Origin of the sequence: Methylibium sp. T29, from assembly GCF_000576205.1 — a bacterium.
Taxonomy (GTDB): Bacteria; Pseudomonadota; Gammaproteobacteria; order Burkholderiales; family Burkholderiaceae_C; genus Methylibium; species Methylibium petroleiphilum.
The window spans coordinates 1-4,367 of record NZ_AZND01000262.1 but is presented as its reverse complement, the minus strand read 5'-3'; the positions used below and the strand labels follow the sequence as shown (position 1 = coordinate 4,367).

General features: G+C 70.3%; 4 protein-coding genes and 2 pseudogenes. All 6 read right to left on the bottom strand.

Annotated features, from left to right (window positions below):
- On the bottom strand, positions 1–1,284 hold a 1,284-nt coding region (gene dnaG, locus x551_RS18975), incomplete at its 3' end, for a DNA primase (protein WP_036250217.1).
- Positions 1,285–1,343: 59 nt separating this feature from the next.
- Positions 1,344–2,101: pseudogene (locus x551_RS18970) on the bottom strand (3-hydroxyacyl-CoA dehydrogenase).
- A gap of 118 nt (positions 2,102–2,219) precedes the next feature.
- Positions 2,220–2,873, bottom strand: coding sequence for an adenylate kinase (gene adk / locus x551_RS18965; protein ID WP_011830076.1), 654 nt, complete (start codon positions 2,871–2,873; stop codon positions 2,220–2,222).
- 134 nt (positions 2,874–3,007) lie between these two features.
- Positions 3,008–3,801 (bottom strand): annotated as a pseudogene (kdsB, locus tag x551_RS18960) (3-deoxy-manno-octulosonate cytidylyltransferase).
- Positions 3,798–3,995 carry a Trm112 family protein gene (locus x551_RS18955; protein WP_036235914.1) on the bottom strand — a complete coding sequence of 66 codons (198 nt, stop codon included), beginning with the start codon at positions 3,993–3,995 and terminating at the stop codon, positions 3,798–3,800. The pseudogene kdsB and the gene x551_RS18955 overlap by 4 nt, the downstream one beginning before the upstream one ends.
- A 2-nt stretch (positions 3,996–3,997) precedes the next feature.
- On the bottom strand, positions 3,998–4,367 hold a 370-nt coding region (locus tag x551_RS18950; protein ID WP_036250215.1), incomplete at its 5' end, for a tetraacyldisaccharide 4'-kinase.

Sequence of the window (4,367 nt, the reverse complement as noted above, 5' to 3'; positions counted from 1 at the left end):
CTGCAGCTCCGCGGATTCGAGGGCGCCAGCCCGCGCCAGCTCGCCCAGCAGCTGGCGCCGCAGCGCGCCATCCGGCAGCGCCGACCACAGCGGCTTGGCGTTGGCAAGCATGCGCGCGCGCCCTTCGGCGCTGTCGAGATCGCAGCCCTCGCGGGCCACCTCGAGCAGCTGGCGCGACAGCGGCACCGCCTGCTCGACGCAGGCTTCGAAGGCGGCGGTGCCGTGCGCACGCACGAACGAATCAGGGTCGTGCTCTGCCGGCAGGAACAGGAACTTCATGCTGCGCGTGTCGCTGGCGTGCGGCAGCGCCGCCTCCAGAGCGCGGCCGGCGGCACGGCGGCCGGCCGCATCGCCGTCGAAGCTGAAGACGATGCGGTCGGTGAATCGCAGCAGTTTGTGCACATGCTCGGCGGTGCAGGCGGTGCCAAGCGTTGCCACGGCGTTCGGAAATCCGAGCTGGGCGAGGGCCACCACGTCCATGTAGCCCTCGACCACCAGCGCATAGCCGCGCTCGCGCAGCGCCTGGCGGGCCTCGTGCAGGCCGTAGAGTTCGCGACCCTTGACGAACACCGGGGTCTCCGGAGAGTTGAGGTACTTCGGCTCGCCGGCGTCGAGCACGCGACCGCCGAAGCCGATCACTTCGCCCTGCACCGAGCGGATCGGGAACATGATGCGGTCGCGGAAGCGGTCGTAGCGCTTCTGCTCCGGCCCTTCGTCGCCCTGCACGATTACCAGACCCGATTCGGCGAGCAACGGGTCGTCGTAGCGCGGGAACACGCTGGCGAGGCCTCGCCAGCCTTCGGGCGCGTAGCCCATGCCGAAGCGTGCCGCGATCTCGCCGGTCAGTCCGCGGCCCTTGAGATAGTTCACCGCGCGCGGGCTGCCCCTGAGCTGCTTGCGCCAGTGCTCGCCGGCCTTCGCCAGCACCTCGCTCAGCGTGGCCTGGCGCTCCTTCGCTGCCCTGGCGCGCTCGCGCTCCTCGGGCGAGCTGTCTTCCTGAGGCACGGTCATGCCCAGGCGCTGCGCGAGGTCGCGCACCGCCTCGGGGAAGTCGAGCCCGACATGCTCGGTCAGAAAGCGCAGCGCATGGCCCTGGGCACCGCAGCCGAAGCAGTGATAGAACTGCTTGGCCGGGATCACGTAGAAGCTCGGCGTCTTCTCGCCGTGGAAGGGGCACAGGCCCTTGAAGTCCTTGCCGGCGCGCTTGAGCTCGACGTGCGGACCGATGACCTCGACGATGTCGGCGCGGGCGAGCAGTTCGTCGATGAAAGCCTGGGGGATCACGCGCGAAGTCTAGGGCCTGGTCGGGCCAGCGGGCGGTTCGCGCCCGGGCGCGCCCACTTTCATTTCGGCGCCAGCCGGATCGCCCCGTCCAGGCGGATGACCTCGCCGTTGAGCATCTCGTTGGTGAGGATCTGCTGCACCAACTTGGCGTAGTCTGCGGGCGTGCCCAGACGCGAGGGGAAGGGCACACCGGCGGCCAGTGCGTCCTGCACCTCCTGCGGCATCGCGAACAGCATCGGCGTGCCGAAGATGCCCGGGGCGATCGTCATGTTGCGGATGCCGCTGCGGGCCAGGTCGCGCGCGATCGGCAGCGTCATCCCGACCACGCCACCCTTGCTGGCGGCATATGCCGCCTGGCCGATCTGGCCGTCGTAGGCCGCCACCGAGGCCGTCGAGATGAGGACGCCGCGCTCGCCGGTGGCTTCGGGGGCGTTGCGGCTCATCGCCTCGGCGGCGAGCCGGATCATGTTGAACGTGCCGACCAGGTTGACCGTGACCACCTTGCTGAACACGGCCAGCGGGTGGGCGCCGTCCTTGCCCACCGTCTTGACGGCGGGCGCGATGCCGGCGCAGTTCACCAGCCCATCAGCTTGCCCAGCGAGACCGCCTTCGCCACCACCGCCTGGCCGTCGGCCTCGTTGGCGACGTCGCACTTGACGAAGGCGCCGCCGATGTCTCGCGCCACCGCCTCACCGGCCTCGGCCTGCAAGTCGGCCACCACGACGATGCCGCCTTCGCGGGCCAGCATGCGCGCGGTGCCTTCGCCCAGGCCCGAGGCGCCGCCGGTGACGATATAGACCTTGCCTGCGATATCCATGCGGAGCTCCGGTGGTGAATGGGTGGAGGGAGGAAAGAAAAAGGGCCGCTGCTGCGGCCCCGGTACAAAAAGGAAAAGAGGAAGGAGGAAGAGGCCGCGAGCCGCCCGTCGACCGGCCTCAGGCCAGGGCCGCCAGAGCCCGCGTCGTGATCTCGTCGACGCTGCCGGTGCCGGCGATCTTGCGGTACTTCGGGGCTGCCGCATCGCCGGTCGCGGCCCAGGCGGCGTAGTAGTCGACCAGCGGCCGGGTCTGGCTCTGGTAGACCTGCAGACGCTTGAGCACGGTGGCTTCCTTGTCGTCGTCGCGCTGGATCAGCGGTTCGCCTGTCACGTCGTCGACGCCGGCCACCTTGGGCGGGTTGAACTTGACGTGGTAGGTGCGGCCCGAGGCCACGTGCACGCGGCGACCGCTCATGCGTTCGATGATGGCCTCGTCGGGCACGTCGATCTCCAGCACGAGGTCGAGCTTCACGCCCGCGGCCTTCATCGCGTCAGCCTGCGGGATCGTGCGCGGGAAGCCGTCGAACAGGAAGCCGTTGGCGCAGTCCGGCTGCGTGATGCGTTCCTTGACGAGGCCGATGATGATGTCGTCGCTGACGAGGCCGCCGCTGTCCATCACCTTCTTGGCCTCCAGCCCCAGCGGGGTCCCAGCCTTGACGGCGGCGCGCAGCATGTCGCCGGTCGAGATCTGCGGGATTCCGAACTTCTGGCAGATGAAGGTGGCTTGGGTGCCCTTGCCAGCGCCGGGTGCGCCCAACAGGATCAGTTTCATCGCGGGTCCTCGTGGTTTCTTGTCGGTTCGCACGCCGTGGCACCCGGAGGCGGCACGCGGCTTGTCTCGCAGCTGCTCGACCGTGAAGGAGCGTTGCCTGCAGGGTCAAAATGAGAATACCACGCAGCCTTTCGTCAACCTGACTCGCGCGGCGGTTCTTGCCCCGTATCGTGGAGCAGGGCGCGCACGCGTGCCAGGTCGTCGGGCGTGTCGACGCCCGGGCCGGGACGCAGCGGACTCACGTGCACCGCGATGCGCTCGCCGTGCCAGAGCACGCGCAGCTGTTCGAGCGATTCGATCGTCTCGATCGGGCTCGGCGCCAGCGTCGGGTAGCGGCGCAGGAAGCCGGCCCGGTAGGCATACAGACCGATGTGCCGCAGCGGCGGCGGATCGCTCAGCGCTGTTGCCTGGCGCAGCCCAGCGGCGTAGCCATCGCGCCACCAGGCATCGGCGCCCGCGAAAAGCTCAATGCCCGGCCCAGCGCGTCGCACACCACCTTCACGACGTTCGGGTTCTCGAACTCCGCCACGGTGTCGATCGCGTGGGCGGCCGTGCCCATCACGCATTCGGGGCGCTCGGCCAGCAGGCGTGCGCAGGCGTCGATCAGCGCCGGATCGATCAGCGGCTCGTCGCCCTGCACGTTGACGACGATTTCGCTGTCCGGCAGTGCGAGCAGGTCGCACGCCTCGGCGAGGCGGTCGCTGCCGGTTGCATGGTCGCGGCGCGTCAGCAGCGCCCGCACGCCATGGCGCGCACAGGCCTCGACCGTGCGCGTGTCGTCGGCCGCCACCACCACCGCCGCCGCGCCGCTGGCCAGGGCGCGCCGCGCCACGTGCACCACCATCGGCAGGCCGGCGATGTCGGCCAGGGGCTTGTCCGGCAGCCGGCTCGAACCGAGCCGCGCCGGGATCAGGACCGTGAAGCTCATTCCGACAGGGGCGCGGCCTGCGAGGGCGACTCGTCCAGTGCGCGCGCCTCCGATTCGAGCATCACCGGAATGCCGTCGCGGATCGGGAACGCCAGCCGGTCGGCCGCGCAATGCAGCTCGTGGCTGGCGTGATCGTGCGTCAGCGGGCCCTTGCAGATCGGGCACACCAGCAGGTCCATCAATCGGGTGTCCATGCTCATCCTTCGCGGCGCGGTGACAGTGGGGCCAGTGCGGTGTCGAGTGCGGCGAAGAATGCCGGCTCGGGCGAGAAGTCTAGCGGCGCGACCCAGACCCGCGTGCCGGGCCGCTCGCGTCGGACGCGGTCGACCGGGAGCTTGGCGGCGTCCTTCTCGGTCACGATCACGTCGGCGGTCGCGGCCGGCCAGGGCAGGGCGTCGAACGCCGCGTGGTCGGGCAGGGCCTGCTCCTGCACGTCCAGGCCGGCGTGGCGCAGCTGTTCGAAGAAGCGCTGAGGCTGGGCGATGCCGGCGCAGGCGAGCACGGGCCTGCCGCGCAGCGAATCGAGCGTGGCGGCGGCAGCCGGCGTGCCCTGCCACCACGCCGCG